The following is a 26,644-nucleotide window of genomic DNA, read 5'->3' on the forward strand; positions in this document are numbered from 1 at the left end:
AATGGTTCAGACGGTGCGTGGTGTGGTGGCGAAGGGCAAAGGCCAACCGGTGTCGATCGAGGAGATCACGATCCCGGATCCCGGTCCGGGGGAGGCGGTGGTGAAGATCCAGGCGTGCGGCGTCTGCCACACGGACCTGCACTATCGCGAGGGCGGCATCAACGACGATTTCCCCTTCCTGCTAGGTCACGAGGCGGCCGGCATCGTGGAGTCGGTCGGCGACGGCGTCACGGACGTTCAGCCGGGCGACTTCGTCGTCCTGAACTGGCGGGCCGTCTGCGGCAACTGCCGGGCCTGCCTGCGCGGCCGTCCCTGGTACTGCTTCAACACCCACAACGCCAAGCAGAAGATGACGCTGACCGACGGCACCGAGCTGAGCCCGGCCCTCGGCATCGGCGCCTTCGCCGACAAGACCCTGGTCGCGGCCGGCCAGTGCACCAAGGTCGACCCGGCCGCCAAGCCGGAGGTCGCAGGCCTGCTCGGCTGTGGTGTGATGGCCGGGCTCGGTGCCGCCATCAACACCGGCAACGTCGGACGCGGTGACAGCGTCGCCGTGATCGGCTCGGGCGGAGTCGGCACGGCGGCTGTCGTCGGAGCCCGCCTGGCCGGGGCGGCGAAAGTGATTGCCATCGACATCGACGACCGCAAGCTCACGGTGGCCCAGGAGCTCGGCGCCACCCACACGATCAACTCCAAGGGCCTCGACCACGACGGAGTCGTCGCGGCGGTCCAGGAGCTGACCGGCGGGTTCGGTGCGGATGTGGTGATCGACGCGGTCGGCCGTCCGGAGACGTGGAAGCAGGCGTTCTACGCCCGTGACCTGGCCGGCACCGTCGTCCTGGTCGGCGTACCGACGCCGGACATGACATTGGAGATGCCGCTGCTCGACTTCTTCGGCCGCGGCGGTTCGCTGAAGTCGAGCTGGTACGGCGACTGCCTGCCGACCCGGGACTTCCCGCTGCTGATCGACCTGCATCTCCAGGGTCGGCTACCGCTGGATCGCTTCGTCTCCGAGACGATCGGCCTCGACGACGTGGAGGCCGCGTTCACCAAGATGCATCACGGCGATGTGCTGCGCTCGGTCGTGGTGTTCTGAAAGGAGATCCAGACATCGGGTGTCGCGTCGGGCTTCCCGGCGATCGGGCGGCGTTCCGACGTCCACAGGTCGCCGGAGACCTCGGTGGCGACCCGGTGCCAGAACCGGACGGCCTTCGGGTTGTTCTCCTGGAATGCGACGTCAATCGGGCCGGGGTGGTGTGCGAGGACTTCGCGCACCGCCCGCAGCCCTAGTCCGTTGCGCCGCACCGGTCGAACCATGAAGAACGCGTTCAGCACCCGCACCGGTTGCGAGAGCGCCCGCATGAAGCAGAAGCCGACCGGACTCTCGCCGCTGTAGAACAAGTACCCGGCCCAGTTCGGGTCCCCGGTGAGCACCTTCTCCAGCCACTCGGTCCGGTAACTGCCGTCCGGCCGCGGCAGTTGGCCCTGGAACTCCGACATGTCGTGCCGGAACATCAGCCAGAACCGCTCCAGGACGACACGGTCCCCCGCGTCGGCTCGTCGTACGAACATAGGTCTCCTCATAAGGATCTGAGAACGCAGAAAAGCCTCCCGCCGGAAGGAGATCCGGTACGGAAGGCTTACTGCGGTCAGTTTATCAGTCCAGCGCGGCAGTACTCCGGTCGACCCAGGTCATGTCCGGGTAGCGCGCGCCCGCCGGCGTCAACTTGGCGAGCGCGGCCAGGTCGTCCGCCGACAGTTGCAGCTCCAGCGCCGCTGCGTTCTCCTCGAGGTACTTGCGTCGCTTCGTTCCCGGGATCGGCGCCACGTCGTTGCCCTGAGCAAGCACCCAGGCCAGGGCGACCTGCCCGGGCGTCGCGTCGTACCGGGAGGCGACGGCGCGGATCTCGTCGACCAGCGCGAGATTCGCCTCGAGGTTCTCGTCGTTGAAGCGCGGCAGAGTACGCCGGAAGTCGTCGGCGGCGAGGTTCTTCGGCGCCGCGCCGGTCAGCATGCCGCGACCGAGCGGGGAGTACGGCACGATCCCGATGCCGAGCTCACGGCAGGTCGGCAGTACCGACTCCTCGATGTCCCGGCTGAACAGCGACCACTCGCTCTGCACCGCCGTGATCGGGTGTACGGCGTGCGCGCGCCGGATGGTGTCCGCCGACGCCTCTGACAACCCGAGATACCGGACCTTCCCGGCCTCCACCAGTTCCGCCATCGCCCCGACCGTCTCCTCGACCGGTACGTCGGGATCCGCGCGGTGCTGGTAGTACAGGTCGACGTGGTCGAGGCCGAGCCGCCGCAGCGAAGCGTCGATCGACGACCGGACGTAGCCGGGTGCCCCGTTCACACCGCGCTTCGTGGCGTCCCGCGGATCCATGACGATGCCGAACTTGGTCGCCAGGAACACCTCGTCCCGGCGATCGGCGATCGCCCGGCCGACCAGTTCCTCGTTGGCGCCGTACCCGTACATGTCGGCGGTGTCGAGGAAGGTGATGCCGAGGTCGAGCGCCCGGTGCAGCGTCGCGATCGACTCGGTGTCGTCGGTCGTGCCGTAGGCGAAGCTCATTCCCATACAGCCCAGTCCGAGGCGGCTGACCTCGGCGCCGTTGCTACCCAGTTTCATCAGAATCTCCCAGAAGTTGGCATGGCTCTGCCCGCCGGCGGACCGCGCAAGGGCTCCTCGGCTGAGCGATGAACGGATTACGGAGTGGCGTTTCCGCCGTACACGGTGATCTTGTACTCGGTCACCGCGAGCGCCGCCTGCAGATCACGCATCCGGCGCTGGATGCCGGCCCGGTGCTCTTCCATCAGAGCGAGCCGCTGCGGCGCGGTGTGATCGCCTTGCTCGACCAGGTCCAGGTAGTGACTGATCGTGCCGATCGGCATGTCGGACGCCCGGAGCCGGGTGACGAACACGATCCGGCCCATCGCGTGCCGGTCGTAGCTGCGGTAGCCGGCGTCGTCGCGACCGACCTGGACCAGTCCGATCCGTTCGTAGTACCGCAGGGTGTGGGCGGTGAGCCCGGTGATCGCGGCGGCCTCGGCGATCGAGAGGTGCTCGGGGAGGTCGTCGGGGAGCTCGAGCAGCCCCAGCAAGTGCCGGTCGACCGGCTGGTCGAGCAACTCCGTGGTGTTCATGTCGTCAACCGTAGGCCTTCGAGTGCGCTCAAAGGCAAAGGTGACCTGCGTCACAGGTCGCTAGGGCTGCTGGCAGTCCGCGCAGGTCCCGAAGATCTCCAGCGTGTGGCTGACGTCGGCGTACCCGTGCTCGGCCGCGACCTTGTCGGCCCAGCGCTCGACCGCCGGGCCTTCGACCTCGACCGTGCGGCCGCAGTTGCGGCAGACCAGGTGGTGGTGGTGACCCTTCGAGCAGCGCCGGTACGCCGTCTCGCCGTCCGTGGTGCGCAGGACGTCGACCTCGCGCGAATCCGCGAGCGCCTGCAGGGTCCGGTAGACAGTGGTCAGGCCGACGGCCTCACCCGCGGACCGGAGCTCCTGGTGGATCTCCTGCGCGGTCCGGAATTCGTCGAGGTTGTCGAGCGCGAGCGCGACCGCCGCGCGCTGACGGGTCGAGCGTGTTCCGATGGCCACCATTCCTCCTGTCCTCAAGTCACACCGATTCTCTCAGAAGTCAGCAAGTCAGTGCTCGTCCCAGTGATCGTCGTGGGCCGCGTGCAGGTGACCGTCGTGGACGTAGTCGAGATGATCGCCGTGCTCGACCTTCTTGTGGCCGCAGGCCGGGTTGTGCGCGTGCGGGTGACCAGAGCTCACCACATGCGGCTCCGGAGCCGGTACGCCGACCTCCGGCTCCTCGTCCGCGAGCGGGCGGGCCCGGCCGGACCGTCGCCGGAGCAGCGTGCCCACCGCCGCGGCGACCACGAAGCACGCCAGCGCCAGTACGACGATGGTCGCGCCCGGAGCCACGTTCGCGTTGTACGACGTGATGATGCCGGCCAGGCACACCACGACACCGATCCCACACGCGGTCACGAACGTACTGCGGAAGGACCGGGTCAGCTGCTGTGCGGTCGCCACCGGGACCACCATGAGCGCGCTGACCAGCAGCAGGCCCACCGTCCGCATCGCCACGGTCACCGTCACGGCAGCCATCACCGCGATCACCAGGTTGAGTAGTTGGACCCGGAGTCCGGTAGTGCGGGCGAACTCCTCGTCCTGGCACACCGCGAACAACTGCGGTCCCAGTCCGATCGCCACCACCAGGACGGTCACGGCCAGCCCGACGACGACGTACAGGTCGCTGGGGGACACAGTGGTCAGTGAACCGAACAGGTAGGTGTTCAGGGTGGCGGCGCCTTGGCCGGCAAGCCCGATAAGGAGCACACCGCCCGCGATACCGCCGTAGAAGAGCAGTGCGAGCGCCACGTCGCCGCTGGCCTTGCCACGGGCGCGGACCAGCTCGATCGCGGTCGCACCGGCGATCGCCACGAGGACCGCAGTGAACACCGGCGCCGTGCCGGTCAGCAGACCGAGGGCGACACCGGTGATCGCGATGTGGCCGATGCCATCACCCATCAACGACAGCCGCCGCTGGACCAGATAGGTGCCGATGGCAGGGGCAGACAGACCAGTCAGCAGCCCGGCAATCAACGCCCGCTGCATGAACTCCAGTTGGAACATGGTCATCAGGACGTCAGCCACCCTGAGTCGTCATCACTGTGGGAGTGGTGGACGTGGGCGTGGGTCTGGGAGGCGTGCGGCGGGCCGTCGTACACGATCCGGCCCCGGCGCAGGACGACCGAGCGGTCGATCAGCGCGTCCATCGGGCCGAGGTCGTGGCTGACCATCACCACGGTGGTGCCGCGGGTGACCCGCTCCCGGATCGCGTCGGCGAAGATCTGCTGGCTGGCCAGATCCACCCCGGCGGTCGGCTCGTCGAGGATCAGCAGCTCCGGGTCGGACACCAGCGCCCGCGCGATCAGGACCCGTTGCTGCTGCCCGCCGGACAGCTCGGCCACGGCGTCCTTGCGCCGGTCGGCCATGTCGACGATCTCCAGCGCCGCGTCGATCGCCTCCTTGCCGGCCGAGCCGAGTGGGGTGAACATCCGCCGCTTCGACAGCAGTCCGGACGACACCACCTCGTAGACGGTCGCCGGTACGCCGCCGGCCGCGGTGATCCGCTGCGGGACGTACCCGACCCGACGCCATTGCCGGAAGCGGGGGACCGGCGTACCGAAGAGGCGGACCTCTCCACGAGCAGCCGGGAGCAGACCGACGATGGTCCGGATCAGCGTGGACTTGCCGGAGCCGTTGGTGCCGAGGACCGCGACCACCTCGCCCTGGCGGATCTGCAGGTCGACGCCCCGGAGCACGAGACGACCGCCCAGGTCGACCGAGAGATCGGCGACCTGAACGGCCTTCGCGGAGGTTTCTGGAGGTGTCACGCGCAGCTGTTCGCCTTCTCGAGCTCCTGGAGATTCTGCCGCATCAGGGTCAGGTAGGTTTCCTGCGAGTTCGCGTCCGACAGGCCCTCGATCGGACTCAGTACGGCGGTGTGCACGCCGACGTCCCGGGCGATCGTCTCGGCCACCTTCGGGCTGACCAGTTCCTCGTAGAAGATCGTGGTCACCTGTTGTGCCTTCACGATGTCCTGGACCTCCTTGATCCGGGCCGGGGTCGGCTCGGCGTCCGGGGTGAACCCGGCGATGCCGACCATCGTCAGACCGTATCGCTTCGCGAGGTAGGCGAAGGCCTGATGACTCGTCACGAAGGTCTTGAGCCGGCAGTCGGCCAGGCCGGTCTTGAAATCGCTGTCGAGCTTGCCGATCTCGGCCAGCAGCGTCTTGGCCCGGGCGTGGTAGCCCTCGGCGTTCGCCCTGTCGGTGGCGACCAGCTTCTCGGTGACCGCGTTGACGACATCGGCGTACCGGACCGGGTCGAGCCAGAAGTGCGGGTCGAGCGCGTCCTCGGTGTGCGCGGCCGGTGCCGCGCCGCCGGGCTCCTGATGCTCCTCGAAGTCGGCGCCGGTGGCCTCCAGCTTGGCGGCCGGGGCGACATCGAAGCCGGCGTCCTTGGCGTTCTGGTCGATCGCCTCGTCGACGGCCGGTTGCAGGCCCTTCTCGTAGACGACCAGGTTCGCGGTGGCGACGTGGCCGACCTGTTTGGGGGTGAGTTCCAGGTCGTGCGGCTCGACACCCGGCGCGGTCAGGGTGGTGACGTGCACCGCGTCGCCCCCCACTGAGCGGGCGATGAACTCGAGCGGGTAGAACGAGGTCACGACGTCGAGCTTGCCGTCGCCGGAGCCGCTGGCGGTCGAGCCACCACACCCCACCAGGGTGAGGGCCGCCAGGGCGGTGGCGCCGGCGACGACAGCACGAGTACTAGATCTCATGACAATCATTTTCATTTAAGTGGAAGTCATTGTCAAAACAGGGAGTTGACCGATGGCCAGCCGTACTGTCGGGCGCCGGCGCGCCGACCACCGGAGCAACCGCCGCCGTAAGCTCGACATTCCCGCCGGCCATGGTCACGGGCATGGTCACGGGCATGGGCACGGGCACGGCGACCACGTGGTCGACACCTCGGTGGTGGACTCGGACGCGATCGTCGCCCGGCGGGTCCGGATCGTGGTCGCCGCCGTACTGATCCCGCTGCTCACGGCCGCCGTGGTGGCGATGATCGTGATGTGGCCGGGTGGTGGCGTCAAGGTCACGTCGTACCAGACCGACACCGCCCGCGGCGAGGTCACCGCGCTCAAGGCGTGCCCGAACCCGAAGGATCAGTGCGACCAGGCGACGGTCAAGCTGAGCAGCGGGCCGGACAAGGGCAAGCTCGTGCCGGTCCAGGTCCCGAAGGCCGGCCAGGCCCCGATCCCGATCAAGGTCGGGCAGCCGCTCATGCTCGGGGTGAACACCGGCGCGACGACGCTCGCCGACCGGTACAACTACGTCGACCACGACCGGACCAAGCCGTTGTTGCTGCTGACGGTGATCTTCGCGATCGCGGTCGTGGCGCTGTCGCGCTGGCGTGGTTTCGCGGCGTTGATCGCGCTGGCGGTGACCGCGGTGATGCTGACGCAATTCATCATGCCGGCGATCCTCAAGGGCTCGAACGCGCTGGTGGTCGCGGTCGTCGGTGGCACGGTGATCATGGCGATAGCGCTGTTCCTCACGCACGGGATCACTGCGGAGAGTTCGATAGCGCTGTCCGGAACGATCGCTGCGCTGGGGCTGACCGTGGTCCTGGGCTGGTTCTTCACCAAGCTCTGCCAGTTGAGTGGGTGGGCGTCCGAGGGAGCGTCGGCCGCCCAGCAGTTCGCGCCCGATATCGACCTGACCGGACTGTTGGTCGCCGGGATGGTGATCGGTGCGTTGGGGGTGCTCGACGACGTCACAGTCACGCAGGCGGCCGCGGTCTGGGAGTTGTCCGCAGCGAACCCGGCCGCGAACCGGCGTGAGCTGGTCGGCGCGGGCTTGCGCATCGGCCGCACCCATGTGGCCTCGGTGGTCAACACCCTCGTCCTCGCGTATGCCGGTGCCGCGATGCCGATCCTGCTCGTCTTCGCCATCCAGGGCTTGCCCGGCCGATACGTCGTCTCGACCGAACTGGTCGCGATGGAAGTGGTGCGCGGCCTCGTCGGCAGCCTCGGCATCATCGCGGCCGTCCCGCTGACCACCGCGCTGGCGGCGATGGCGGTCGCGGACCGCTCGCGCGACTTGGTCACCGCGGAGCCGGAACACATCCACGCGGGCTAACTGAAAATCACCCCTTCCGCCCAGGGCCTCGGGCTCCTACAGTTCTGCTAGGTCACAGAGGGTCCGCTCACGACTACCTTCGGTGGCTGTACGGGGTGAGGAGTGCTGATGAGGTTCCGTCATCGGGACGGGTCGACCGTCCATGTGGGGTACTGCGCGACCGTCCATCCGGCCGACGATCTCGACGGGGTGATCGCCGATCTCGACGGCTGCGCGCGGCGGGTCCGCGTGGAGCTGGATGTGCCGGTGCTCGGCATCGGTCTGTGGCTCGCGAGTCCAGTGGCCGATCGGCTGGCGAACTCGCCGTCCTCGCTGAACAAGTTGCGTCGATCGCTCACCCGGAACCACTTGGAAGTCGTCACGCTGAACGGCATCCCACACGCACATTTCACCGACCAGGTCGTCGGCACCAAGGTGTTCTGCCCGGACTGGACCGAGCCCGAGCGACTCCGGTACACCCTCGATCTGGTCGACGTCCTGGCCGAGTTGCTCCCGGCGGACGCGTCGTACGGATCGATTTCGACGCTGCCGCTCGCGTGGCGCGTGCCGTGGTCGAAGGCGCGCGACGCCGCGGCCCGGAAGGCGCTCGACGGTGTCGAGCAGCACCTCGCCCGGACCGAGACGCGGACGGGTCGGAGGATCCGGATCGCCGTCGAACCCGAACCCGGCTGCGTCCTCGAGATGATCGGCCAGGCCGCCGCCTGGCTGAGCCGATATTCCAGTCCGAACGTCGGTACGTCGCGGATCGGACTGGGATTGGACACCTGTCATCTGGCGGTGCAGTTCGAGGAGCCCGCGGACGCGTTCGAGACACTGTGGCGGGCCGGCGTTGACGTGGTGAAGGGACAACTGGCGGTGGCGCCGACGTTGGTGGACCCGTCCGACGCTGCCGGTCGCTATGCGCTCGGTCAGCTCGGAACTCCGAAGTACCTGCGGCAGGTCCGTGAGTGGGGTGGGCCGGGGGTGGACGATGTCGCGCAGGCGTACGAGCTGTCTGGGCACTCGGCCTGGCGCATGCATGCCCACGTCCCAGCCCACACCGCGCCGCCACCTCCGCTCTCGGCGACAACTCTTGCCTTGGAGGACTGTCTGACCAGATTGGTCGGCGGTGGCCATCCACTCACGCATCACTTGGAGTCCGAGGTCTACGCGTGGCCGCGCCCTCCTAAGACAAAGCAGCAGCTGGCCAAGCGGATCGCCAAAGAACTGCGGTGGCTTCGCGATCGCCTGACAGGGCTGGGATTGCAGGCGATCGACTAGGCCGCGCGCGGCACTCTTGTCAGGTCGGAGTAGTCGGGAAGCGGCACCGAGCTGAGTGCCTTGCCCACGGCGTTCTGCGACCAGATGAACCGTTGCACCGAGGTCGGCAGCTTCGGTACGGCGGCCGCCGCGAACGGCATCAGCTTGAGCGCGGTCGGGCTGCCGGGAATCAGTGTGCGCATCACCTTCGGCCCGATCGCCCGGCTCAGGTCGACCATCCGCCGGACCGTCCTCTCGTAGTTCCGCAGTCCGGAGGGGAGATCGCTGCGCGCCGCGGCGAGCTCGCCGGCCAGGATGTACGCCGTGACGACCGCCAGGCTGGTGCCGCCACCGACAGCCGGTGCCGGGCAGAAGCCGGCGTCGCCGACCAGGCCGATCCGGCCGCGCTGCCAGGTGTCGAGCGTGATCTGCGAGATGGAGTCGAAGTAGAAGTCCTCGGCCGCGGGTAGGTGCTCGAGGAGCAGTGGCGCCTTCCAGCCGTAGTCGCGGAACTCCTTGGCCAGCAGGGCTTTCTGCTCGTCCTTGTCGCGGTAGTCGTAGTGCAGTTCGTGCGGAGTCCGGAACAGGAAGCCCGCGCGGGTCTGGCCGGTCTGGTGAACGCCGTACCCGGCGACGATCCGGTCGACGGAGAAATGCGCGACCATCCCGTTGCCGAGGTCGAGGACGTCGGGCATCGAGAACACCGCGAGGTAGCCGCCGAGTGGCCGGCGCATCGACTCCTCCGGGCCGAACGCGAGCCTGCGGACGGTCGAATGCATGCCGTCGGCACCGATCACCAGGTCGAACCGGCGCTCGTCGCCGGACTCGAAGGTGACGTCGACGCCGGCGCCGTCGTCGTGCAGGGTCGCGATCGAGTCGCCGAAGACGTATTCGGTGCCGGCGCGGGTGGCGTCGGACAGGATCTTGGTGAGCTCGCCGCGGAGGATCTCCACGTGACTTCCGGAGATGCCGGCGTACAGGCGGCTGAGGTCGACGTGAACCGGGCGCTTGCCGAAGCGCTCGATCGTCATCGACTCGATCCTGGTCCGGGCCGCCTCGATCGCGTCCCAGCAGCCCATCCGGCGGGCGACTTCGGCGCCCGGGCCGAACAGATCGACGGCGTGACCACCGAGACCGTGCCGCATCGCCGGGGTGCGCTCGACGACGGTCGGCTCGAAACCGTAGCGGTGCAACCAGTAGGCGAGCACCGGACCGGCCACGCTCGCACCCGAGATCAGGATCTTCACGGGAACCCCCTTGACTCGCTTACTGAACGGAAAGTAAGTGATCGACTGCGGCCGTGTCAATGGCTTACTTAACGGAAAGTCAGTTAATCTTTGCGGTATGCCGAGACAACGGACCGGGGACACCCGGGCGCGGATCCAGCGGGTCGCGATCGAGCTGTTCTCCGAGCAGGGGGTCCAGCAGACGAGCCTGCGCGACATCGCCGACCGCCTCGGTGTCACCAAGCCGGCGCTCTACTACCACTTCGCCTCGCGGGAGGACCTGCTGAACAGCCTGGTCCAGCCACTGGTCGAGGACTTCGAGGCGTACGCCGCCGAGCAGCAGGCGGCCGCCCCCGTCGAGGCACGGGAGCTACTGGGCTCGTACTTCGACCTCGCGTACCGTCATCGCACGCTGATCCAGCTGGCGATCCGCGACCTGGCGGTCCTGCATGAGCTGAAACTCGCCGACCGTTTCATCCAATGGCGCGGGCAGCTCGCCGACCTCCTGATCGGCCCGGCCCCGGCCTTCGCCGACCAGGTCCGCTGCATGGTCGCGATCGGCGGGCTCTCCGACTGCGCGGTGATGATCGACCACGTCCCGGTCGCCGAACTGCGATCCGCTGCCGTCGACGCGGCGTACGACAGCCTGGGCCGTCCGTAGCGTCAGCCGTTGGCGATGCGGGAAACGGCGAAGAGCAGGATCACCAGGATCGAGAAGATCCGGAGCAGGCGGGCGCCGGTGCCGACGACCGGCCACGACAGGAATCCGAGCCAGGACAACAGCAGTGCCAGCAGAATCAGCGCGGGGACGGCAAGGGCGACAGGGCCGAAGACACCGACCAGCGCGAGGACCAGGGTGATGCCGGGCAGGGTGAGCTTCGGCATGCTGTGCAGCCGGGCGATATAGGGATAGCTGAACTTGGTGATCCGCTGCCGCAGCGGACTCACCGGCTGACTGCCCTGGGAACTCATTGCTCTATTGTTCCAGGCCGCCGAAGCTGTGGATAACTCCGGACGCCCCGCAGCGCGAACCAATACATTCAAGGGCATGACCGATCTGCCTTCCGTTGCCGGCGTCCGTGCCGACCTCCCCGCGATCCTGACCCGCTTCCGCGCCGGCCGGACGCGCGCCTTCAGCTTCGGCGCGGGCGTGCCGGAGGCCGTCGTGCTCACGTACGACGAATTCGAGGACCTCGGCGGTGAGTCGAAGTTCGTCGTGGGTGCGGAGGTGCTGGAGCCGGGCCGGCTGGCGGGCGAGTTGGCCGCGGTGGTGGCCGCGGCGCGCGCCGGCGACGGGGCGCCGGTGGTGTGGGGCGAGTCCGGCGTGCCCGAGGCGGTCGTGCTGTCCGTCGCCCAGTACCGCCACCTCCGAGGCGACGACGAGCCACCCGCAGGCGTAGTCGACGACCCAACAGTCCGCACCTACGCCACCCAACCCCTCCCAGACAGCCGCCCAATGGACCTCGACGAGTGGGCAGCTCGCATGGGTCCTGACACGCAGCAGATCCTGGAGGAGATCCGCCGCGAAGATGGCAAGAACCCATGAGCCCGCCCAGTGGCTACCTGCTGCTGGGCAACCGCGACTTCGACCTGGACTACCGCCGGATCGACGCCGCCGCGAGCCGCAACCCCGGCGGTCCCGAAGCCATGCTGCGGCAGCGCATCGTGCGCGAGATGGTTGACCTCGCGAGCGGCAACTCCAACGGCCACCACGCTCTCGGGTACGAGCCCGGCAAGGGCGATCTCCGCGACTGTGTCACGGCGTACCTACAGTCCGCCCCCAGAGGTCTGCCGACTTCCGCCTTGTCTTCCGTGAGATTGGAGCTGCGGCGCCGGGCGAACTTCCGCGGCGCGAGTTGTTGGCGGTGCGGGCGCGTTACGGGGCCAACAGCGTGTATGCGCATGTTTGTGGTCGGTTGGGGCGGCGTCTGGGGGATCGGCAACCGGGGCTTGATCGGTTCGGGGATCGGGTGCCGGGGGACGGCGGGAGTGGAGCGGCGCGACGGGCGGAGTTGGAGGCGAAGCGAGCGATCGCCCACGCGTGGGCGGGTCAACGGCCGCTGGCCTCGTCGCGGCCGTTGGGGGTGGCGCGGCCGCCGAGTGCTTCGCAGGCGAGTGGGGCGCGGCGGCCTGGGCGGGCGGTGGGGACCGGGTGGCCGGAGCGGGTGAACTAGGGTGGCGGGCGTGTTCGTGGTGATCAGGTTCCGGGTGGGGGAGGACGCGCAGGCCGAGTTCGCCGTCCGAGTGCGGGCTGCCATCGACGTGCTGGCCAAGCAGAAGGGGTTCGTCTCGGCGCAGGTCGGGCGGAATGTCGATGACCCGGAGTTGCTGGCCTTGAACATGGAGTGGGAGAACGTCGGCAGCTATCGCCGGGCGTTGTCGCCGTACGAGGTGAAGCTGACCGCCGTACCGCTCCTTTCCCAGGCTGTCGACGAGCCGACCGCGTATGAGGACCTCGCCGAGTTGCTTCCGTAGCACTGATGCGACGACGGCCGCCTCGGACCGATAGCCTGGACCCTTCCGAAGTGCAAGTGTGTTCATTACTGGCCTGTTCTGGAGTCTCAAAGTGCCCGTGGAAACCGTCGATGCCGTCGTCAGCCTCAGTAAGCGGAGAGGCTTTGTGTACCCGTGCGGCGAGATCTACGGCGGAACCAAGTCGGCCTGGGACTACGGGCCGCTCGGTGTCGAGCTGAAGAACAACGTCCGGACCCAGTGGTGGCGGGCGATGGTGACCAGCCGTGACGACATCGTCGGCCTGGACTCGTCGGTGATCCTGCCGACCAAGGTCTGGGAGGCGTCCGGGCACCTGTCCGAGTTCGTCGACCCGCTGACCGAGTGCCAGTCGTGCCACAAGCGGTTCCGCGACGACCACCTGCGTGAGGATTACGCGCGGCGGAAGAACAAGGACGTCGACGACGTCAAGCTGGCCGAGATCGCCTGCCCGAACTGCGGCAACAAGGGCACGTTCACCGAGCCGCGGATGTTCAACGGCCTGCTCAAGACCTACCTCGGCCCGGTCGAGTCCGAGGAGGGCCTGCACTACCTTCGCCCGGAGACCGCGCAGGGCATCTTCATCAACTTCGCGAACGTGATGGGCACCGCCCGGAAGAAGCCGCCGTTCGGCATCGCCCAGGTCGGCAAGAGCTTCCGCAACGAGATCACCCCGGGCAACTTCATCTTCCGCACCCGCGAGTTCGAGCAGATGGAGATGGAGTTCTTCGTCGCGCCGGGCTCGGACGAGGAGTGGCACGAGTACTGGCTGAAGACCCGCTGGGACTGGTACACCGGCCTCGGTCTCAACCCGGACAACATGCGGTTCTACGAGCACCCGAAGGAGAAGCTGAGCCACTACTCGAAGCGCACCGTCGACATCGAGTACAGGTTCCACTTCGGCGGCAAGGAGTTCGACGAGCTCGAGGGCATCGCGAACCGGACCGACTTCGACCTGTCCACCCACTCCAAGCACTCCGGGGTCGACCTGTCGTACTTCGACCAGGAGAAGGGCGAGCGCTGGACGCCGTACGTGATCGAGCCCGCGGCCGGCCTGACCCGCAACGTGCTCGCGTTCCTGCTCGACGCCTACACCGAGGACGAGGCGCCGAACGCCAAGGGTGGCGTGGACAAGCGGACGGTGCTGCGGTTCGACCCACGGCTCGCGCCGGTCAAGGCCGCCGTACTGCCGTTGTCGCGCAACGCGGACCTGTCCCCGAAGGCGCGCGATCTGGCCACCGAGTTGCGGAAGAACTGGAACGTGGACTTCGACGACGCGGGCGCGATCGGCCGCCGGTACCGCCGGCAGGACGAGATCGGTACGCCGTACTGCATCACCGTCGACTTCGACACGCTCGAGGACCAGGCGGTGACGATTCGGGAGCGCGACTCGATGAAGCAGGAGCGCGTCGCCCTGACCGAGGTCACCGGCTACCTCGCCCAGCACCTGGTGGGTTGCTGACGATGATGTTCACGCGGGAGCGGTTGCGCTTCGGGCTGGCCGTTTTCGGGCTGTCCGCGGTCGCGGTGTTCTTGCTGGCAGCGTGCTCGGACTCCAAGCCGGAGGCGGGCAACAGTCCCGGGCCGTCGGCGCCCGCGGGAAGCTCGAGCGCGCGGATCCCGACCGCGTCGACGCCGTCGCTGACCGCGCTGCCGACGCCATCCAAGCCGTGGCCGACGCCGAAGGTCACCGGCGCGCCGGCGGACGACGCGCCGCTGGCCGACCGGATCCGGTTCGCGATCGCCAAGCAGGCGCAGATCACGGCCGGCAAGGCCGCCACCACGACGGTGAAGTGCCCGGGCATCGAGAAGGCCGAGACGCCCGGGAAGCATGAGCTGACCTGCACGGTCACATACGCCGGGAAGTCGTACAGCGGGACGCTGACGATCGACGCTCAGCAGTACAGCGCCTCGTACAAATTCACCTCCGAGTCGGTTGCGATCGTGAAGCCGAAGGTGGTCGACGCGGTCCTCCGCACGGTCTCCGGCGCGGCGAAGGTCACCTGCACGATGGAGGACGTTGCTGTGGTGAAGTCGGCCGGTCCGCCGCTAGCCTGCGATGTCACCACGACCGGGAACGCGGTCCAGCCGTACAAGGCGCAGGTCTCCGGCAACGGCCAGGTCCTGGTGACGAAGGCCTAGTCATGCTGAAGCTGGGCAACCTCACGATCGACACCCCCGTGGTGCTGGCGCCGATGGCCGGCATCACGAACGCGGCGTATCGGCGGCTGTGCGCCGAGCAGGGCGCCGGGCTGTACGTGTGCGAGATGATCACGTCGCGCGGCATCGTCGAGGGCGACCAGAAGTCGCTCGACATGCTGACGTTCGACTCACGTGAGACGGTCCGGTCGGTGCAGTTGTACGGCGTCGACCCGATGTACATCGGCCGCGCGGTGCAGATCCTTTGTGACGAGTACGGCGTTGCACACATCGACCTGAACTTCGGCTGCCCGGTCCCGAAGGTGACGCGCAAGGGCGGTGGTGCCGCACTGCCGTGGAAGCGCAACCTGCTCGGCGCGATCCTGCGCTCGGCGGTCCACGCTGCCACGCCGTACGGCGTACCCGTGACGATGAAGACGCGGATCGGGATCGACCTCGACCACCAGACGTACCTCGACGCCGGCCGCATCGCCGAGGACTCGGGCGCCGCGGCGATCGGGCTGCACGGCCGTACGGCGGCCCAGGCGTACTCGGGTCAGGCCGACTGGACCAAGATCGCCGCGCTCGTGGAGCACGTGAGCATCCCGGTGCTTGGCAACGGCGACATCTGGGAAGCCGGCGACGCGCTCCGGATGGTCGCGGAGACGGGTTGCGCCGGCGTCATCGTCGGCCGCGGCTGCCTCGGCCGCCCCTGGATCTTCCGCGACCTCGCCGCCGCCTTCGCCGGTGGCGAGACCCTCAACCTCCCCACGCTGGGCGAGGTCACAGTCGTCATGCGCCGGCATGGTGAACTGCTGGCGGATCTGATGGGCGAACCGCGCGGCCTCCGCGACTTCCGCAAACACGTCCCCTGGTACCTGAAGGGCTTCCCCGCCGGCGGCGAGCTCCGCGCCGCCCTGGGCATGGTCGAATCCCTTGCCCAACTGGACGATCTGCTGGCCCAACTAGACCCCACCGTCCCCTTCCCCGTCGCCGAACTCGGCGCTCCCCGCGGCCGCCAGGGCAGCCCCCGCGACCACATCGTCCTCCCGCAAGGCTGGCTCGACGACACCGACGGCCTAACCGCCGACCTAGCCGACGCAGAACTCGGCATCTCCGGCGGCTGAGGACACCACCTCCGGCGGTCAACAAATGCTCCCGCCTCCAGCGGCGGCTGTTCCGGTAGCCGCCTCCGGCGACGCCGCACATCGCTCTCACGGGCTGTGTGTGGCGGCCGGGTGTAGCTGGTCCGACTGGGGGGGGTGGAAGTGGGGGCCTCGGACAGGACGTGGTGGGGTGGGATGGGTTATTTCATGTCCCCGGCCACCGAAGGATGTCCCAGCCCACTGGTGTTGGCCGCCCGCTCAGCACATCACCTGTGTTTCCGCGGCCGGTGCAAGGCCACGATGGAACCACATCGAGGCCTTCGCACCAGTACGCCGATGCACCGCACCGAGCACCTGCTCGCGACGGCGCGGGACCACCAGCACGACCCCACCCCATCGAGAGGAACGCTCTTGAGAGACCCCGAGAACGCGACCGTCGAGGTCGAGCTGCCGGACGACTTCGACGACTTCTGGGCGGCCGGCCTGGCCGACTGCGCGTCGTACCCGTTGGACCCGGTGCTGACCGAGATGCCCGCACTCTCCACGGACCAGGTGATTGTCTACGATCTGCGCTACACGAGCTACGGAGGTCTGCGGATCGCCGGCTGGTACACGGTCCCGCGCGGCGGGCCGGCGCCGTACCCGGCTCTGGTCACGATCCCCGGCTACATCTCCGAGCCGACCATCCCGAAGGAGTGGTCCGAGCTCGGGTACGCCGCTCTCGCGGTGGCCCCTCGCGGGAAGTTGCGGTCGAACTCTGTGTTCAACCCGGGCTACCCGGGGCTGCTGACGCACAACATCGTCGATCCCAACACCTACGGGTACCGCGGGTTCTATCTCGACGTGGTGCGCGCCGTCGAGGTTCTACTCGATCGTCCGGAAGTCGACAATCTGCGGATCGGACTGCAGGGGTCGAGCCAGGGCGGTGGGCTCGGGATCAGCACCGCCGCGCTGATGCCCGACGTGATCCGGTGCGTTGCCGCGGGAGCGCCGTACCTGTGCGGGATCATGACGGCTCCGACGCTCGCCCGGTCGTATCCGTACGAGGAGATCAACGAGTACCTGCGGGTGCACCCGAAGGACGTCGACCGCGTGCGCGAGACGGTCGCGTACTACGACGGGCTCAACTTCGCGCCGAAGGTGCAGGCGCCGACGCTGCTCTATCTCGGGCTCGAGGACGACGTCTGCCCGCCGGAGACCGGGTTCGCCCTGCATCGTGTGCTGACCTGTGAGACCACCTTTCATACCTACCCGCATTGCGCCCACCACGCTGGGCTGCCCGGCGTGATGCGGATCGTGGAGGACTTCCTTGCCGAACACCTCAGTCCGGGACGGTGAACCGATGAACTTCGACAACTACTGGGCCGCGGTCGACGAGGAACTGGCCGCGATACCCTCCCGGCCGGTGCTCGATCTCGTGCCGGCCCGGACCACCGATGAGGCGACCAGCTACACCGTGCGCCTCACCAGCATTGGGCCCTACCGCGTCTTCGGTCATCTCAGCATCCCGGCCGGCGAAGGGCCGTTCCCCGCGCTGCTCCAGACGCCCCGCTACGGGAGCGTCAACCACGTCCCCCATCCGAACGATCGCAGCCGGTACGTCGTTCTCGGTCTGATGCACCGTGGTCAGCGGCTGGCCGACGAAGGGTTCTCGGCGGCGTACCCGGGATTGTTGACGATGGGCATCGACGACCCGGCGTCGTACATCTATCGCGGGATCGCAGCGGACTGTCTGCGGGCGGCCGAGTTCCTGATGAGTCTGTCGGAGGTGGATCCCGCGCGGGTGGCCGTGAGTGGCGACGATCTGGCGGTGCTGACGGCTGCGCGGCGGCCCGGGTTCAGCGCGGTCCGGGTGGCGGAGTTGCTGTTCTACCGGGCGATGGAGGCTCGGCTGAAGTCCAGTTACTACCCACTCGAGGAGATCAACGATCACCTGCGGGCGGGGTCGTCGGCGCAGATTGTCGACAATACGTTTGCCTACTTCGACCCTGCCCGGCACGCGCCCGCCGTCACCGCCCGCACGATGCTCGCCGTCGACGACCCCGACTGGTGCGCCTCGCTCATCGAGGCACTGCCACCTGCTGAGGTCTACAAACTGACCCACCTCGACGGCACCGACAACGACTACCTGGACGCCTGGCTGGCCCAACTCTCCGGCGTCCAGCCCCTCTCGAAGTTCATCACCACATGACCACCCCAACCCAGAGCAGCCCGAGCCGGATGACCACCCCAACCCAGAACAGCCCGAGCCGGATGACCGCCTCGACCCGGAGGAGTCCGGGCCGGATGACCGCCTCGACCCGGAGGAGTCCGGGCCGGATGACCGCCTCGACCCGGAGGAGTCCGGGTCGGATGATCGCCCCGGCGCGGAGGTGCGCGGGTCGGGTGATCGACCCGACCTGGAGGAGTCCGGGGCGGATGACCAGCGCACTTCGGAGGTGGTCGGCATGACGAACCCGTTCGGGGTGCGGTCGGTGATCAACGCGTCCGCCACGTTGACCGTGCTTGGTGGCTCCCTGATGCCGCCGCCGGCGCTGAAGGCGATGGCGGACGCGGCCGCACACTTCGTCGACCTGCCCGAACTCCACGACCGGGTCGGCGAACGCCTGGCCGAGCTCACCCGCAACGAGGCGGCGTGTGTGACGTCCGGTGCCGCGGCCGCGATCACCCTCACGGTCGCGTCGTGCGTCGGTGATCCCGCGCAGACGTTCCCGGCCGACGCCGAGGTGGTGATGTTCGCCGGTCAACGCAACGGTTACGACTACTCGGGCCGCCTGACCGGCGCCCGCATCGTGGAGATCGGCCCGTCGGTCGCCGAGCTGCGGGAGGCGCTGGTACGACGCCCGGTCTGCGTCCTGTGGTTCGCGGGAGAGCACCTCGCGGGCGGTGCCCTACCGATCGAAGACGTGGTCCGCGTCGCCCGAGAAGTCGCCGGATCACTGCCCGACACGACCGCCCTGGAGCCTCGAGGTCTCCCGGACCTGACCGCTCCGGAACGTCCAGGGTTCTCTGGGACTGACCCGGCACTTCCCGGTCCACGGGCCGTGCCGGTGATCGTTGACGCCGCGGCGCAGATACCGCCGGTTTCTTCGTTGTGGCGGTTCACGACGGAGGTTGGTGCGGATGCGGTGATCTTCAGCGGGGGGAAGGGGCTGCGCGGACCACAGGCCAGTGGGCTGGTGCTGGGTAAGCGGTGGATTGTCGACAGATGCCGCGCCCATGCGTCGCCGTACCAGGAGATCGGGCGGGGGATGAAGGTCGGCAAGGAGGAACTGCTCGCCCTCCTCGCCGCCGTCGAGTGGACGCTCGAGCAGGACGAGGACGCGATGCTCGCGGGCTACGAGCGGATGGTCGACCGCTGGATCGCCGGCCTGCAAGGACTGCCTGGAGTGGTGGTCGAGCGCGGCTACCCGAGTGAGGCCGGCCAACCCCACAGCCGCGCCATCGTCCGATTGTCGACAACCTGCGGGTGGACACGGGACGGGCTGGTGGCCGCGTTGTGGGACCGCGACCCGCGGATCGCGGTCGGTACTTTCCGCCTGCCCGACGACGCGATCGCCCTCAACCCGCAGACGCTCGAACCCGGAGAGGACGCGGTGGTTCTCGATGCCCTGGTCAGCCTTCTAAGCTCGTGTAATGGCGAGCAAGCCGGATGAGACGCGTGACGGGGTCGACCTGACCAACCTGGATCAGCCGCTGTTCGACGGGGCGGAGGCGACCAAGCGGGATCTGGTCGACTACCTCGACGCGGTGCACGGGCGGATCCTGGTGGAGTTGCGGGAGCGGCCGCTGTCGGTGATCCGGATCCGGCCGGGGCAGCCGGCGTTCATGCAAAAGAACGTGCCGAAGTACACGCCCGACTGGGTGAAGACAGTGCCGGTGTGGGCGGAGGCGTCCAAGCGCGAGGTGTCGTACGCGTTGTGCGACGACCGGCGGACATTGCTGTGGTTCGCGAACCAGCGCGCGGTCGAGTACCACCCGACGCTCGTGCGCGCCGACCGCTGGGACCGCGTCACGCATCTGGTGCTCGACCTCGACCCGCCCGAGGGGGAGACGTTCGCCATGGCGGTGCAGGCCGCGTTCCTGGTCCGGCAGGCGCTGACCGACGCCGGGCTGTCCGGTGCGGTCAAGACAAGTGGCGCCAAGGGCGTGCACGTCTTCGTGCCGATCGACGATTCGGTGTCGATCGAGGACGCCGCGGCTGCCACCAGGGCGATCGCCGCCCGTGCCGAGAAGCTCGATCCGTCTGTCGCGACCACGGCGTACATCAAGGAGGACCGGCACGGGAAGGTCTTCGTCGACTCGACCCGCTCCGGCGGGGCCACTGTCGTCGCCGCTTACAGCCCACGCGTCCGACCCGGTACGCCGGTGTCGTTCCCGGTCGGCTGGGACGACCTCGACCGGGTCACCCCGCGCGACTTCACCGTCCGTACCGCGGTCGCGCAACTAGGCGACGCTGACCGCTGGGCCGCTCAACTCCCCGCACCCCAGTCCCTCCCCGAAGACCTCCTCGAAGAAGGCCGCGCGATCCCGATCGCCCGCGTCATAGCCATGCACGAAGGCAAACGCCGCAAACGCGCCCGCGAAGCCGAGGAGAAGGCGACGGAGGAGAAGAGCTAGGCCTCGGGGGATGTCGTCAGGTCGAGGGCGAGCTGACGGACGTCCGGTCGAGAGTGGTTGCGTAAGGCAACTAGGAGGTCGCGCCAGGCGGGCGACCAGTTTGTGCGGCTGCCTGCTTCTCCGATCAGGGTCCAGGCGAGTAAGCCCTCCATCAGGGAATCGCCTTGCACCAGGTTGTGGGCTGGTTGTTCGAGGAGGGACGGGGTCCATTGGGGGTGGGTCCAGCTCAGGCGGGCGCCGAGGAGGGATGCGGTGTGGTGGGCGAGTAGTGGGCGGTGGGCTACTGCGGTAATGAGGGTGGGGAGTTCGGCGGCGAGGTTGGGCCAGGCGATGGAGTGAACGATGAGTTCTAGGCGGAGATGGAGGATGCCTGGGTCGTCGAGCTCGGCGGCTACGGGCTTGAGGGTTTGGCGTGCGTCGGCCGGCTTCGGCTTGAAGGCTTCGGTCAGGCGCTTGGTGAGAGTAGTTAGACGTTGCCGCGCGGGGTGGTCGCGGTCGGGGGTTGCGTTCGGCAGGTTGGGGTCGCTTTCCAGCCTGACCAGCAACCGCACGGCGGCCAGCAGGTCGTCGAGGCCGAGTCGCGGATCGCTGGCGACGATGGCAACCAAAGAAATGGTCGCGTCGTTCCAGGTCGTCCGCGCGGTCAGATCGGTCATGACACCGGCACACACCGGCGCCACCGAAGGATTCCAGCGGGCCCACCGCGGCAGTGCGCGCAGAGCGACCCGGACTACCTCCGGCTCGGGCCGGTTGGTGATCGCGACCAGAAGGTCCGCGTAGCGCGACCGGTACTTCAAGGCCATGCCATACGCCGCACGCTGGGTCAGCACCGTCGCCGTCGCCGCGCTGTCATGCACAGCCTGCTGCAAAAGCGCCCAACTCGCCGGCTCGTGCAGGAGATATTGCGAGGCCGCACTGGCGATCGCCGCCTTCACATCACGATGCGTCGACGCCCAAGCATCAGCCAGTACGGCGCTCGCCCCGGGAGCACGGAGTTGCCCGAGCAGCCGCGCGGCCTCCTTGCGCGACGTCACCTTCGCATCCGCACCAACCAGCACAGGATGCAGCAGTCCGGGCAACAGACTCGGCCGCACGAACCGCGCCGCCCGAGTCGCCGCATAGATCGCGACCCGAGCCCGATCGTCACCCGCATGAGACAGCAGGACCGGCAGCGCCTCCTGCGGCGCATCGGTCCAGGCCAACGCACCCAGTGCCGCCTCCTGCAGCAGCACGGACTCGTGCCGCAAGAACGGTTCGAGGGCAGCGCGTCCGGTCCCGGGTACGTGCCCGAGCATCGACACCGCGTTCGCCCGCGCCCAGTCCGGCATCCGCTCGTCCCGCGCAGCACGCGCCACAAGTTCGGCGTACCGGGCCTGCTGGCGGGGGAGCCAGCGGCTCAGCGCACAGTCGGACACCTGCCACGCCGGGTGGTTCCGATCGAACCGCCGGATCCGGTCGGGTTTCGCGAGTACGGCGTCCAGGAGGTCGGTCCGCAGTTCGGTGACCGCCCGCCACACCGGATCCCACCGGGCCATGCCGACGTCGCGCTTGATGATCCGCTCGGTCCGCTCGCCCCTGGTCGCGGTCGGCCAGAGCCACAGCTCCGCTGCCTCCGCAACGGTGTACTCCTGGTTCGACCACACGCCCTGCTCGAGCGCGGCCTGCAAGTGCTCGTTCGACCAGCCACGCTTGCCGAAAGCCCGGGCGACCCCCAACGGCAGCCGGAATTCCCGCCGCGCCACCGCATCGTCCACGTACTTCCGCAGTACGTCGTACACCGCGGCCTCCTGACCGCGAGGCAGCCCGTCGATCACGCCGTACAGCTGGATCGTGCCCTGGTTCTCGGTGATCCGGGCATGCGCCTGCAAACCCCACTCGAGCAACGACGGGTCACGCCGCAACGCCCCTTGCCGTACGGCGGTCTCCGCGATCGTGCCGAGCGCCGAGCGGGTGTACCACGCCGTGTCGCGGGCCTCGAGCGCGTCGGTCAGCAGCGTCTGGAGCGAAGCAACCAACCGGTTGGTCAGCATCGACGGCGGCAGTTCCTCGACACCCCGCAAGACCCCCTGCCGGACGATGTCGCGATCGTTCCGTACGCGCGTCGCCCACGACAGTGCGCTCTCGACTGCCGCGGCCTCCCGGGAGTGACCGGCCGCGTCGACGACCGCCCGGTAGACCTGCGCGCGATCCTCGGCGTCCGGCCGGCCGATCTCCGGCTCGAGCAGCGCGAACGCCTCGTCGTACGGGAGGAAGGCGGTGATCCGCCACCGCTCGTGGTGGTCCTCCGCGATCGGCGCGAGCGTGAGCATGCGGCGGGCCTGGGCAAACCGGAGCGCGCGGGGGAGTACGGCGAGAAGTTCCGTAGAGAGAACGGTTTGGCCCAGATCGACGCTGCTGGTGACGGCGGTGAACACCGTCGCCCGTCGTGACGGTGGGAGGTCTTCGAGCAACTGGGTCAGGTCAGGCCAGAGGAGCCGGCCGAGCCCGATCAGGTCGTCGTCGGAGTAGCGGTGCAGCCGACGCCGAACCGCGGTTGTCAGTGCAGTCCCCAGTACCGGCGCCCGATCGGGTGCGAGCAGGATCGCCAGTACCCCGCCCGGGTCGGCGTCGATCAGCCGGCCGAGAACCGAGACGATTGCCATCGGCAACTGATCGGGTGGCAGCGCCGTCGTGAGCAGGGCGGCCGCCTGCGACGGGTCACGGTCGAGTACGCCGACGACGCCGTACGCCGGACCCTGCCACCACTCGTCCTTGTCCGGGCCGGTGGGCAGCGTCGTAGTCGCGTAGGCGAGGACCACCTTCGGATGCTTGGCGCCCAGGCGCCGCCACTCGCCGCTGCCCAGGCAGTAGGCAAGCTCCGGGAGCAGACGCTCGACGGTCTGATCGTCGGTAGAGTTGAGCAGGCTCGCGGCGGCGCGGTCGCCCCAGCGTTCGCGATGCTCATCGATCAGGCGAGCAGCCAGAAACGTCCGGCCGTTCTTCCGGATGACCTGCATGAGCTTCGTCCGCAGTTCCGCGGGTGCGTCGTCGTACAGGATCCGGAGGTCGTCGTCCGAGACCGCGACGCCGGCGCGGACCGCTGCGAGCGCGCGCTGCTGGACCGACGGCATGGGATCGCGCAGCAAGTGCGTCACGTAGTCGACCTCGCCCGCCACCTGGGCGACAACCAGGCCGAGGGTTCGCTCGAACGGCGTACCGCGGCTGAGCTCGCCGAGCAGCTCGCGCAACTCGGCCGTCCCGCGCAGGCGTCGGCCTTCAAGTGCGACGCTCCGGAGGCGTTGGCCGTGCGGGAGGTGGTCGATCGACCGCAGCAGATCCGTGGCTCGCATGAGCCCATCCTGCCGAACCGCTGGTGTCAGGCGCTCAACTGACCTGCTCGAGTTCGGCGAACGCGGCGGCCAGTTTCGGCAACGTGTAGTGGGCGTTGAGACCACTCGGGTTCGGGAGGATCCAGACCCGGGTGGAGCCGATCAGGCGCTCCTGCCGACCGATCTGCGCGGTCCGCTCGCCGAAAGCGTCCCGGTACGCCGTGACGCCGACGACAGCAAGCCACTCCGGCTGGAAGTGGAGCACCTTCTTCAGCAGGTTCTCTCCGCCGGCCACGTACTCCGCGCGAGTCAGTTCGTCGGCGCGCGCGGACGGCCGATCGACCACGTTGGTGATCCCGAGCCGGTAGGCCAGCAGCTCACCCTGCTCGGCCGGTCGCAACTGCCGCGGCGTGAACCCACTCAGGTGCAACGCCGGCCAGAACCGGTTCCCCGGCCGAGCAAAGTGATGACCGGTCTCCGCCGACATCAGCCCCGGATTGATCCCGCAGAACAGCACCCGCAACCCGTCACTGATCACATCTGGCAGAGGTTGCACGCGGCACACCGTACCGAAGGACGGGTAGTAGTGGTGATCGCCGACCGGCGTCACGCCTGCCTGAGGCCGTAGGACCCGCCGATCGGCGACTTCCACCCGTCCTTCGGTACGCATGGCTGCCAGACGGGCGGACCGGGTGGTCGTTGACCGACGACGTCCGGCACAGCTGCTGAGATCGTCAACCCAAGGTTGACGAGATATCTGCTGTCAACCTAGGGTTGACGGCATGACTCCTGGACCTGATTTGCAGCAGCTCATCACCACGATCAAGGCGGACGCCGGCAGCGACGACGAGTTGCGGCAGCTAGCTGCCGCGGCGACGACGATCAGCGAACTGACCAGCACCGGCGACGCCGCGCTCGGCTTCTTCGTCGACCGCGCCCGCGGCGCCGGCAAGTCGTGGGTCGAGATCAGCGCAGTGCTCGGGGTGAGCAAGCAAGCCGCGCACAAGCGATTCGCCGACTCGTGGACGACCAAGCCCGCGTTCGAGCGCTACACCCCGCGGACCAAGGCCGTCGTGCAGGCCGCGGCCGACGTCGCCCGCGAACGCAACCACGACTTCATCGGCACCGAGCACCTGCTGCTCGCGTTCTTCACCCAGCCCGAAGCGCTGGCCACGAAGGTCCTGCTGCAGCACGACATCACCGAGGACCGGGTCCGCGAAGCCGTCGACGTCCTCAGCCCGGTCGGTACGCCGACCGATCCGCCGAAGACCCTGGATTCCGAGAATCCGCCGTACACCCGCCGTACCGCGCATGTCCTGCAAGGTGCCGTCGGGGAGGCTGTCACCCTCGGCCACAACTACGTCGGCACGGAGCACCTGTTGCTGGCGTTCTACCGGGACTCGGCAGGCCTCGCGACGAAGATCCTGCTCGAGCAGGGTCTCGACGAGACAGCAGCCTGGACCGCCCTCCGTGCACTGCTCGAGGAGGCGGCGAAGTAGGTTTGGCTGCATGCCTGACTGGTCTGCGCGGTTGAATGAGTTGGCAGAAGCGGCCGAGGTCCCCGGAGCGGTGCTCGGGATCTGGCACGACGGGGAGACGACGGTCACGCCGTACGGCGTCCTGAACACGGCGACCGGGGTCGAGACCACCGCCGACTCGCTGTTCCAGATCGGTTCGGTCACCAAGACGTGGACCGCGACGATGATCGTCCAGCTCGCCGCCGAGGATCGGCTGGACCTGGACGAAGCCGTGGTCAAGTTGTTGCCTGAGGCACCGATTGATCCGCGGATCACGGTTCGGCACCTGCTCACCCACACCAGCGGCATCGACGGCGACGTGTTCACCGACACCGGCCGCGGCGATGACTGCGTCGAGCGGTACGTCGCGCTCCTCGGTGATGTGGACCTGCTGTTCGAGCCGGGTACGGCGTACTCCTACTGCAACGCGGGCTACGTGGTGCTCGGCCGGATCATCGAGGTTCTCGACGGCCGGACCTGGGACGAGTCGCTGAAGGCCCGGCTGCTCGAGCCGCTCGGCCTGACGCAGACGGTCACACTGCCGGAGGAGGCGATCCTGCATCGTGCCGCGCGCGGTCACGTCGCGAGCGACGGAGCGCCGGTGAAGACGTGGCAGTTGCCCCGCAGCATCGGAGCGGCGGGGCTGATCACGGCGAGTGCCGGTGACGTTCTTCAGTTCGCCCTGATGCATCTGACCGACGACCGGTACGCGGCCATGCGAGAGCCGCAGGTGCCGTTCGCCGGCGGCGTCGGCGGCTTCACGAACCTCGGCCTGGCCTGGCGCATCTACGACTGGGGCGGTCGGCCGCTGTTCGGTCACGACGGTTCGACGATCTCCCAGACGGCGTTCCTCCGCATCGATCCCGCCGCGCGGCTGGTGGTCTGCCTGCTGACCAACTCCGGCAACGGTCCGGCGCTGTTCGAGCCGTTGGCGTCCGAGGTGTTCACGGAGTACGCCGGCATCGCGCACCCGGCACCGCCGCAGCCTGTCGACGTTCCGACCGACGATCGCCACGTCGGCCGGTACGAACGGACCAGCGTGCGGCTGGACGTCGTACGCCGGGACGACCGCCTCGTCCTCGTCGAGCACGCCACCGGCGACCGGCTGGCGTTCGCCGAGGAGGCCGCGACCGAGTACGACCTGCTCCCGACCGAGCCCGCCGACGGCGATCATTTCGTCGTCAGGGCCTCGCCCAACCACCCATGGGTGCCGCTGACCTTCACCCCGACTCACCTCTTCAGCTCCGGCCGGGTCACGCCCAAGGTCTGAAATACCGC

General features: G+C 68.5%; 26 protein-coding genes. 15 read left to right on the plus strand and 11 right to left on the minus strand.

Going from position 1 to position 26,644, the window contains the following annotated elements; translation table 11 throughout:
* The first annotated feature begins 1 nt into the window (after position 1).
* The gene (locus OG555_RS27030; RefSeq protein ID WP_329475354.1) at positions 2-1,096 is read left to right on the plus strand and encodes an S-(hydroxymethyl)mycothiol dehydrogenase; all 1,095 of its coding nucleotides are present in this window, start codon (positions 2-4) and stop codon (positions 1,094-1,096) included.
* Here OG555_RS27030 and OG555_RS27035 read toward each other — a convergent pair.
* From OG555_RS27035 to OG555_RS27065, 7 genes are all read right to left on the minus strand, one after another.
* Positions 1,060-1,572 (minus strand): GNAT family N-acetyltransferase, encoded by a 513-nt coding sequence (locus OG555_RS27035; RefSeq protein WP_329475355.1) that lies wholly within the window; start codon positions 1,570-1,572, stop codon positions 1,060-1,062. The genes OG555_RS27030 and OG555_RS27035 overlap by 37 nt on opposite strands.
* Before the next feature lie 85 nt (positions 1,573-1,657).
* Positions 1,658-2,632 (minus strand): aldo/keto reductase, encoded by a 975-nt coding sequence (locus OG555_RS27040; protein ID WP_329475356.1) that lies wholly within the window; start codon positions 2,630-2,632, stop codon positions 1,658-1,660.
* A 77-nt stretch (positions 2,633-2,709) separates the two neighbouring features.
* A complete protein-coding gene (locus OG555_RS27045) occupies positions 2,710-3,147 on the minus strand; it encodes a MerR family transcriptional regulator (protein ID WP_329475357.1) in 438 nt (145 codons plus the stop codon).
* Positions 3,148-3,207: 60 nt separating this feature from the next.
* Positions 3,208-3,603 (minus strand): Fur family transcriptional regulator, encoded by a 396-nt coding sequence (locus OG555_RS27050; protein ID WP_329475358.1) that lies wholly within the window; start codon positions 3,601-3,603, stop codon positions 3,208-3,210.
* A 45-nt stretch (positions 3,604-3,648) separates the two neighbouring features.
* Positions 3,649-4,653, minus strand: a complete 1,005-nt coding sequence (locus tag OG555_RS27055) for a metal ABC transporter permease (protein WP_329484878.1) — start codon at positions 4,651-4,653, stop codon at positions 3,649-3,651.
* On the minus strand, positions 4,653-5,411 hold the full coding sequence (locus OG555_RS27060) for a metal ABC transporter ATP-binding protein (protein WP_329475359.1): 759 nt from the start codon (positions 5,409-5,411) through the stop codon (positions 4,653-4,655). Before OG555_RS27060 ends, OG555_RS27055 begins: the two co-directional genes overlap by 1 nt.
* Positions 5,408-6,358 (minus strand): metal ABC transporter substrate-binding protein, encoded by a 951-nt coding sequence (locus tag OG555_RS27065; protein ID WP_329475360.1) that lies wholly within the window; start codon positions 6,356-6,358, stop codon positions 5,408-5,410. The genes OG555_RS27060 and OG555_RS27065 overlap by 4 nt, the downstream gene beginning before the upstream one ends.
* Before the next feature lie 52 nt (positions 6,359-6,410).
* Here OG555_RS27065 and OG555_RS27070 point away from each other — a divergent pair, with 52 nt between their 5' ends.
* Together OG555_RS27070 and eboE are read left to right on the plus strand one after the other, a co-directional pair.
* Positions 6,411-7,721 carry a YibE/F family protein gene (locus OG555_RS27070; protein ID WP_329475361.1) on the plus strand — a complete coding sequence of 437 codons (1,311 nt, stop codon included), beginning with the start codon at positions 6,411-6,413 and terminating at the stop codon, positions 7,719-7,721.
* A gap of 108 nt (positions 7,722-7,829) precedes the next feature.
* The gene (gene eboE, locus OG555_RS27075) at positions 7,830-8,981 is read left to right on the plus strand and encodes a metabolite traffic protein EboE (protein WP_329475362.1); all 1,152 of its coding nucleotides are present in this window, start codon (positions 7,830-7,832) and stop codon (positions 8,979-8,981) included.
* Here the strand turns inward: eboE and OG555_RS27080 are convergent.
* A complete protein-coding gene (locus OG555_RS27080) occupies positions 8,978-10,207 on the minus strand; it encodes an FAD-dependent monooxygenase (RefSeq protein WP_329475363.1) in 1,230 nt (409 codons plus the stop codon). The two genes, eboE and OG555_RS27080, sit on opposite strands and share 4 nt — an antisense overlap.
* Before the next feature lie 97 nt (positions 10,208-10,304).
* Between OG555_RS27080 and OG555_RS27085 the strand changes: the two genes are divergently transcribed.
* Positions 10,305-10,847, plus strand: coding sequence for a TetR/AcrR family transcriptional regulator (locus OG555_RS27085; RefSeq protein WP_329475364.1), 543 nt, complete (start codon positions 10,305-10,307; stop codon positions 10,845-10,847).
* A gap of 2 nt (positions 10,848-10,849) precedes the next feature.
* Here OG555_RS27085 and OG555_RS27090 read toward each other — a convergent pair whose 3' ends face one another.
* Positions 10,850-11,158, minus strand: coding sequence for a DUF6703 family protein (locus OG555_RS27090; RefSeq protein WP_329475365.1), 309 nt, complete (start codon positions 11,156-11,158; stop codon positions 10,850-10,852).
* A 76-nt stretch (positions 11,159-11,234) separates the two neighbouring features.
* Between OG555_RS27090 and OG555_RS27095 the strand changes: the two genes are divergently transcribed.
* The 9 genes from OG555_RS27095 (at position 11,235) to ligD (ending at position 20,541) form a co-directional block, all read left to right on the plus strand.
* Entirely contained in the window at positions 11,235-11,732 is a 498-nt protein-coding gene (locus OG555_RS27095; protein WP_329475366.1) for a hypothetical protein, read from the plus strand.
* A 638-nt stretch (positions 11,733-12,370) separates the two neighbouring features.
* Positions 12,371-12,661, plus strand: coding sequence for an antibiotic biosynthesis monooxygenase family protein (locus tag OG555_RS27100; protein ID WP_329475367.1), 291 nt, complete (start codon positions 12,371-12,373; stop codon positions 12,659-12,661).
* Between the two features lie 91 nt (positions 12,662-12,752).
* Positions 12,753-14,138, plus strand: coding sequence for a glycine--tRNA ligase (locus OG555_RS27105; RefSeq protein ID WP_329475368.1), 1,386 nt, complete (start codon positions 12,753-12,755; stop codon positions 14,136-14,138).
* A 2-nt stretch (positions 14,139-14,140) separates the two neighbouring features.
* Positions 14,141-14,818: a hypothetical protein gene (locus OG555_RS27110; protein ID WP_329475369.1), complete on the plus strand. Its 678-nt coding sequence runs from the start codon at positions 14,141-14,143 to the stop codon at positions 14,816-14,818.
* 2 nt (positions 14,819-14,820) lie between these two features.
* Positions 14,821-15,942, plus strand: coding sequence for a tRNA dihydrouridine synthase DusB (gene dusB, locus OG555_RS27115; RefSeq protein ID WP_329475370.1), 1,122 nt, complete (start codon positions 14,821-14,823; stop codon positions 15,940-15,942).
* A gap of 279 nt (positions 15,943-16,221) precedes the next feature.
* The gene (locus OG555_RS27120; protein WP_329475371.1) at positions 16,222-17,259 is read left to right on the plus strand and encodes an acetylxylan esterase; all 1,038 of its coding nucleotides are present in this window, start codon (positions 16,222-16,224) and stop codon (positions 17,257-17,259) included.
* A gap of 4 nt (positions 17,260-17,263) precedes the next feature.
* Positions 17,264-18,112: an acetylxylan esterase gene (locus tag OG555_RS27125; RefSeq protein ID WP_329475372.1), complete on the plus strand. Its 849-nt coding sequence runs from the start codon at positions 17,264-17,266 to the stop codon at positions 18,110-18,112.
* A 256-nt stretch (positions 18,113-18,368) separates the two neighbouring features.
* Positions 18,369-19,577 carry a hypothetical protein gene (locus OG555_RS27130; protein ID WP_329475373.1) on the plus strand — a complete coding sequence of 403 codons (1,209 nt, stop codon included), beginning with the start codon at positions 18,369-18,371 and terminating at the stop codon, positions 19,575-19,577.
* Positions 19,558-20,541 (plus strand): non-homologous end-joining DNA ligase, encoded by a 984-nt coding sequence (gene ligD / locus OG555_RS27135; RefSeq protein WP_329475374.1) that lies wholly within the window; start codon positions 19,558-19,560, stop codon positions 20,539-20,541. The genes OG555_RS27130 and ligD overlap by 20 nt, the downstream gene beginning before the upstream one ends.
* On the opposite strand, the gene OG555_RS27140 is transcribed toward ligD, so the two are convergent.
* Positions 20,538-23,870, minus strand: a complete 3,333-nt coding sequence (locus OG555_RS27140; RefSeq protein ID WP_329475375.1) for a HEAT repeat domain-containing protein — start codon at positions 23,868-23,870, stop codon at positions 20,538-20,540. The genes ligD and OG555_RS27140 overlap by 4 nt on opposite strands.
* A 34-nt stretch (positions 23,871-23,904) precedes the next feature.
* Positions 23,905-24,405: a G/U mismatch-specific DNA glycosylase gene (gene mug, locus OG555_RS27145; protein WP_329475376.1), complete on the minus strand. Its 501-nt coding sequence runs from the start codon at positions 24,403-24,405 to the stop codon at positions 23,905-23,907.
* A gap of 226 nt (positions 24,406-24,631) precedes the next feature.
* Here mug and OG555_RS27150 point away from each other — a divergent pair, with 226 nt between their 5' ends.
* Together OG555_RS27150 and OG555_RS27155 are read left to right on the plus strand one after the other, a co-directional pair.
* Positions 24,632-25,348: a Clp protease N-terminal domain-containing protein gene (locus tag OG555_RS27150; protein ID WP_329475377.1), complete on the plus strand. Its 717-nt coding sequence runs from the start codon at positions 24,632-24,634 to the stop codon at positions 25,346-25,348.
* 10 nt (positions 25,349-25,358) lie between these two features.
* Entirely contained in the window at positions 25,359-26,636 is a 1,278-nt protein-coding gene (locus OG555_RS27155) for a serine hydrolase domain-containing protein (RefSeq protein WP_329475378.1), read from the plus strand.
* Positions 26,637-26,644: the final 8 nt, after the last annotated feature.

Origin of the sequence: Kribbella sp. NBC_01484, from assembly GCF_036227145.1 — a bacterium.
Classification (GTDB): domain Bacteria; phylum Actinomycetota; class Actinomycetes; order Propionibacteriales; family Kribbellaceae; genus Kribbella.

Excerpts from the sequence above, each read along its gene's own strand:
- OG555_RS27150 (WP_329475377.1), top strand. The coding sequence starts at position 24,632 with ATGACTCCTGGACCTGATTTGCAGCAGCTCATCACCACGATCAAGGCG.
- OG555_RS27085 (WP_329475364.1), top strand. The coding sequence starts at position 10,305 with ATGCCGAGACAACGGACCGGGGACACCCGGGCGCGGATCCAGCGGGTC.
- OG555_RS27035 (WP_329475355.1), bottom strand. The coding sequence starts at position 1,572 with ATGTTCGTACGACGAGCCGACGCGGGGGACCGTGTCGTCCTGGAGCGG.
- OG555_RS27055 (WP_329484878.1), bottom strand. The coding sequence starts at position 4,653 with ATGACCATGTTCCAACTGGAGTTCATGCAGCGGGCGTTGATTGCCGGG.
- OG555_RS27045 (WP_329475357.1), bottom strand. The coding sequence starts at position 3,147 with ATGAACACCACGGAGTTGCTCGACCAGCCGGTCGACCGGCACTTGCTG.
- OG555_RS27050 (WP_329475358.1), bottom strand. The coding sequence starts at position 3,603 with ATGGTGGCCATCGGAACACGCTCGACCCGTCAGCGCGCGGCGGTCGCG.
- OG555_RS27125 (WP_329475372.1), top strand. The coding sequence starts at position 17,264 with ATGAACTTCGACAACTACTGGGCCGCGGTCGACGAGGAACTGGCCGCG.
- OG555_RS27065 (WP_329475360.1), bottom strand. The coding sequence starts at position 6,358 with ATGAGATCTAGTACTCGTGCTGTCGTCGCCGGCGCCACCGCCCTGGCG.
- OG555_RS27155 (WP_329475378.1), top strand. The coding sequence starts at position 25,359 with ATGCCTGACTGGTCTGCGCGGTTGAATGAGTTGGCAGAAGCGGCCGAG.
- OG555_RS27110 (WP_329475369.1), top strand. The coding sequence starts at position 14,141 with ATGATGTTCACGCGGGAGCGGTTGCGCTTCGGGCTGGCCGTTTTCGGG.
- OG555_RS27095 (WP_329475366.1), top strand. The coding sequence starts at position 11,235 with ATGACCGATCTGCCTTCCGTTGCCGGCGTCCGTGCCGACCTCCCCGCG.
- OG555_RS27090 (WP_329475365.1), bottom strand. The coding sequence starts at position 11,158 with ATGAGTTCCCAGGGCAGTCAGCCGGTGAGTCCGCTGCGGCAGCGGATC.
- dusB (WP_329475370.1), top strand. The coding sequence starts at position 14,821 with ATGCTGAAGCTGGGCAACCTCACGATCGACACCCCCGTGGTGCTGGCG.
- ligD (WP_329475374.1), top strand. The coding sequence starts at position 19,558 with ATGGCGAGCAAGCCGGATGAGACGCGTGACGGGGTCGACCTGACCAAC.
- eboE (WP_329475362.1), top strand. The coding sequence starts at position 7,830 with ATGAGGTTCCGTCATCGGGACGGGTCGACCGTCCATGTGGGGTACTGC.
- OG555_RS27070 (WP_329475361.1), top strand. The coding sequence starts at position 6,411 with ATGGCCAGCCGTACTGTCGGGCGCCGGCGCGCCGACCACCGGAGCAAC.
- OG555_RS27040 (WP_329475356.1), bottom strand. The coding sequence starts at position 2,632 with ATGAAACTGGGTAGCAACGGCGCCGAGGTCAGCCGCCTCGGACTGGGC.
- OG555_RS27130 (WP_329475373.1), top strand. The coding sequence starts at position 18,369 with ATGACGAACCCGTTCGGGGTGCGGTCGGTGATCAACGCGTCCGCCACG.
- OG555_RS27140 (WP_329475375.1), bottom strand. The coding sequence starts at position 23,870 with ATGCGAGCCACGGATCTGCTGCGGTCGATCGACCACCTCCCGCACGGC.
- OG555_RS27120 (WP_329475371.1), top strand. The coding sequence starts at position 16,222 with ATGGAACCACATCGAGGCCTTCGCACCAGTACGCCGATGCACCGCACC.
- OG555_RS27030 (WP_329475354.1), top strand. The coding sequence starts at position 2 with ATGGTTCAGACGGTGCGTGGTGTGGTGGCGAAGGGCAAAGGCCAACCG.